The following is a 4,409-nucleotide window of genomic DNA, read 5'->3' on the forward strand; positions in this document are numbered from 1 at the left end:
GAGCAGCAGAGCGGCGGGGCATAGCCGAGCACGCCTGTCGGGAAGGCCCGGACGATGAGGCCGTTGTTCCAGGCGCGGTCGAAGATGCGCCGCGCCGGTTCGGCCGCGGCGGGGAGCGGCGTCTTGCGTTGTTTGTCGGTGACGAGTTCGATGGCGGCCAGCATGCCGCGGCCGCGCACGTCGCCCACCAGGGGATGATCCTTTAACGATTGAAGGCCGGCCATCAGACGTGCACCGGCTTTCGCGCCATTCGCAAGCAAGCCGCTCTCATAGAGATGCAGCACCTCCAAGGCTACCGCGGCACTGACGGGATGGGCGGAGTAGGTATATCCGTGCCCAACCGCGCTTGCACCCGCCCCATCGGCGATCGTGTCGTAGACATGATCCGACAGGAAGACTGCGCCCATTGGCACATACCCGGAGGTCAGTCCCTTGGCGACGGTCATGAGGTCCGGGACGACGTCGTCCTCGCTGCAGGCGAAAAGTGGACCCGTCCTGCCGAACCCGGTAATGACCTCGTCCGCCACGAAGAGAATGCCATAATCCCGGCACCGTGCGCGCATCGCTTTCATCCAGCCCTTGGGCGGCACGAGCACGCCACCCGATCCTTGGATCGGCTCGGCATAGAATGCGGCGACGCGATGTGGACCACCGATCTCCGCGATCTTCGCCTCGAGCGCTGCCAGCGAGGCCGCGATGATGGCATCTTCATCCTGCCCGGCAGGATTCCGATAGACATAGTGCGAGGGGATCGTGTGCTGCCAGCTGAGCGGCAGGCCGAAACCGGCATGGAAGGCGGGCAAGGCTGTCAACCCGGCGCCGACCGTTGAGGACCCATGATATCCCTGCTCGACGGAGATGAATTGGTCGCGTTGCGGTTCGCGTCGGGCGTGCCAGTAGTAGCGGATGAAACGTACCGAGCTGTCGACGGCATCCGAACCGCCCAGCGTGAAGTAGATGTGGTTCAGGTCACCGGGAGCCCGCTGTGCCAATTCCGCCGCGAGCCGGATCGCCGGCTCCGAGCCAAGGCTGAAATAGCCCGTTGCGTAGGGAAGCTCACGCATCTGCCTGGAAGCGGCCGCAACGATGCTCTCATGACCATAGCCGGCGTTGACACACCAGAGACCGGCGAAGCCGTCGACGAGTTGGTGGCCGGAGGCATCGGTCACCGTCACTCCCTTGGCTGATTTCAGCACCTTGACCCCGGCTGCCTCGTGGCCCCGATAGGAGGTGACCGGGTGGATGAGATGGGCCCGATCGAGCTCGATGAGTGAATTGCTGAGCATTGAGGTCTCCAGTTACCCGAAAGCCTGGCTGGCAAGGGCGAATGTGGTAAATGGCGCGCAGATGGACCGCGCAACTGTGGGGCGCTGCATGGCAATGCCTTCGTCGACCCGGACGAGTCCCTCGTCTGTGAGCCAGGCCCCCAATTGAGAGGCCTCGGTGGTATCCACGCGAACGAAGCGTCCTTCCCGCCCCGCCATGAAATAAGCCAGCAGGGCCTTCCCGTCGTCCGCGTTCGCGGCCACGACGGGGCCGATCACCTCGCCTCTGCCGAAGGCGCGTAACGCCGCAAATCCGCCGATGCTCTGGCCGTGATCGAGCACGGCCAGTTGGCCGACCTTCGCAAGCGCGCAAAGCAGATCTCTCCGGTCTGCGCCGTACGCGCTTTTGTCGAGTTCAAGGATCCCGAAGATGTCGTGCGACTCGGCCGGCCGGACTTTGGCGGGCGGGGCGACATGCAGCACCGGTCCTTGATGCTGGACGATGGTCCCCGTCCGGCAAAAGCCGAGCTTCTCATAGAGCGGCAGGCCCTCGCTGGTTGCAACCAGTCTCAGCGCACGCGATCCCGCCAGCGCGATGGCTGCCTCCATGAGCTCACGGCCCAATCCGCGCCCGCGGGCGGCTTCATCGACGATGACCATGTTGATGGTTGCGACATCGCGCTTGTAGGGCGTCATCAGAACCGTCCCGACGACGGTTGAAGCATTCGCCTCCAATGCGACGAATCCCGCGCTCAGATCGAGTGCCAGTTGCCAGTCCTCGAGGCGGTGCGGCCAGCCGGCATGACGCGAAAGGCGCAACGCACCTTCGAGATGCTCGGGGCGGAAGGCGCTGAGCGATATGGTGCTCGTGATCATCAACCGGTTTTCCTGTCCGGTACCAGTCTCGTATTTTGCCGATATGCAGATCGTCTGAAGCGCATGGCGCGAACGGTATCTTCCACCGCAGCCGGCGGAGAAACCGCATCTTATGCCGCGCGGCCGCTCTATCATTTGTGGCCGTGACATCGCGCAAGCGCGCCAGGATGAGGATGATGAGCCACTTTCGCCCGAAATATGTGACTTTCGACTGCTATGGCACGCTAACGAATTTCCAGATGGCAGAAGCAGCGCAAGATCTCTATGGCGCGCTTCTGGCCAAGCCGCAGATGACCGAACTTGTCAGGGACTTCGCGGCGTATCGGCTCGACGAGGTTCTCGGCGACTGGAAGCCCTACGCCGAGGTGGTCCACAACGCGCTGGAGCGCGCCTGCAAGCGCAATGGCGTCGCTTTCAAGGTCGAGCATGCGCAGACGGTCTACGAGCGCGTGCCGACTTGGGGACCGCATCCCGACGTTCCTGCAGGTCTTGCCAAAGTCGCCAAGGAGATTCCGCTCGTCATCCTCTCGAACGCCATGAATGTGCAGATCCCGTCCAACGTGGCGAAGCTTGGCGTGCCGTTCCATTCAGTGGTTACGGCCGAACAGGCCAAGTCCTACAAGCCCCGCATGAAGGGCTTCGAATACATGTTCGATGCGCTGGGCTGCGGGCCGGAAGACGTGGTGCACTGTTCCTCCTCGTTCCGCTATGATCTGATGACGGCGCATGACCTCGGCATCAAGAACAAGGTGTGGGTCAATCGTGGACATGAGCCCGCCAACCCCTATTACGGCTACGTTGAGATCAGCGACATTGCCGGCCTGCCTGGCGTATTCGGGCTTTGAGATCGCGGGTCTGCGGTGAAATACGTCTCTTATTGGCACGACACTGCACCGAGCTTCGGCGGCGGATCTGAAGGTCCCGTCGACGGTCATTACGACGTTGCAGTGATCGGCGGCGGCTTCACGGGCCTCGGAGCTGCGCGTCAGCTTGCGAAGGCGGGAACCAGTGTCGTTGTTCTCGAAGCAGACCGTGTAAGCAGCGGAGCCTCAGGCCGGAACGGCGGTCATCTCAACAATGGTCTGGCGCACAGTTATGTTGCCGCCAAGGCGGAATTGGGCAGGGAGCGAGCTATCGCACTCTACCGTGCGTTCGATGCCTCCATCGACACGCTCGAAGCGCTGATCGCGGAGGAGGGCATCGACTGCAGTTTCCGCCGCGCCGGCAAGCTGAAGCTCGCCTCCAAGCCAAAGCACTTCGATGCCATCGCGCGGAACTTCGAAGCAGTCCATCGTGAAGTGGATCCGGAGACCGCGTTGCTGTCCGCTCAGGATCTGAACTCCGAGGTCGGCTCGCCCTTCTTCGGCGCGATGCTCTCGAAGAAGAGCGCGATGATGCATATGGGGCGTTATGGCGTCGGGCTCGCCGAAGCAGCCAAGCGCCGCGGTGCTGTTATCTTCGAGAAGGCGCCGGTCACCGCGCAGGTGCGCGCAGGCTCGCGCCATCGCCTGATGACCTCGCGCGGCAGCGTCACCGCGGATCAAGTGTTGCTGGCGACAGGCGCCTATACCACACCTAATTTCCGCTACTTCCGTCGGCGCATCGTTACTGTCGGCAGCTTCATCGTCGCGACACGGCCGCTGGACGCAGGCGAAATCGCGGCCACGATGCCCGGCAACCGCACCTGCGTCAATTCGATGAACGTCGGCAATTATTTTCGCCTTGCTCCCGACAACCGATTGATTTTCGGGGGACGTGCGCGATTCTCGGCGACATCCGATCAGCGCTCCGACGCCAAGAGCGGCGCCGTGCTCGCGGATGCTCTCGCGCACATCTTTCCGCAACTTGCCGGCATCGCGATCGACTATTGCTGGGGTGGGCTCGTTGACATGACTAGCGATCGCTATCCGCGCGCCGGCTACCAGGACGGCCTTTGGTATGCGATGGGTTATTCAGGCCATGGTGCGCAGCTGTCGACCCATCTTGGCATGGTCATCGCTGATGCGATGCTTGGACGAGAAGATCAAAACCCGTTGAAGGGCCTCGACTGGCCTGCCGTCCCCGGTCATTTCGGCAAGCCGTGGTTCCTGCCGCTGGTCGGCATGTATTACAAGATGCTCGATCGCGTTCAGTAGTACGAAAGCGACAACTCTACGCTTCACTCTGGCCACGATCCGGGAGCATCGGCCGGCTGAGTACGGGGCGCGCGGTTGCCCGACGGTGCTGGAGGGCACAAGCGGCGCGCCCTCCAGCCCGCCACCGCTAGCC

Annotated in this window: 4 protein-coding genes; 2 read left to right on the forward strand and 2 right to left on the reverse strand. The window is 62.8% G+C overall.

Annotated elements, in window-relative coordinates; all coding sequences use genetic code 11:
- The coding region (locus ACXJL8_RS34975; protein ID WP_456686448.1) for an aminotransferase class III-fold pyridoxal phosphate-dependent enzyme at positions 1–1,286 on the reverse strand (1,286 nt) is incomplete at its 3' end.
- Between the two features lie 12 nt (positions 1,287–1,298).
- Positions 1,299–2,141 carry a GNAT family N-acetyltransferase gene (locus ACXJL8_RS34980; RefSeq protein WP_456624241.1) on the reverse strand — a complete coding sequence of 281 codons (843 nt, stop codon included), beginning with the start codon at positions 2,139–2,141 and terminating at the stop codon, positions 1,299–1,301.
- Positions 2,142–2,317: 176 nt separating this feature from the next.
- On the opposite strand from ACXJL8_RS34980, the gene ACXJL8_RS34985 reads away from it, so the two are divergent.
- Together ACXJL8_RS34985 and ACXJL8_RS34990 are read left to right on the forward strand one after the other, a co-directional pair.
- Positions 2,318–2,986 (forward strand): haloacid dehalogenase type II, encoded by a 669-nt coding sequence (locus tag ACXJL8_RS34985; RefSeq protein WP_456624242.1) that lies wholly within the window; start codon positions 2,318–2,320, stop codon positions 2,984–2,986.
- A 15-nt stretch (positions 2,987–3,001) separates the two neighbouring features.
- Complete coding sequence (locus tag ACXJL8_RS34990; RefSeq protein WP_456686449.1) at positions 3,002–4,276, forward strand: NAD(P)/FAD-dependent oxidoreductase; 1,275 nt, start codon at positions 3,002–3,004, stop codon at positions 4,274–4,276.
- Positions 4,277–4,409: the final 133 nt, after the last annotated feature.

This window comes from Bradyrhizobium sp. P5_C11_2 (assembly GCF_054049755.1).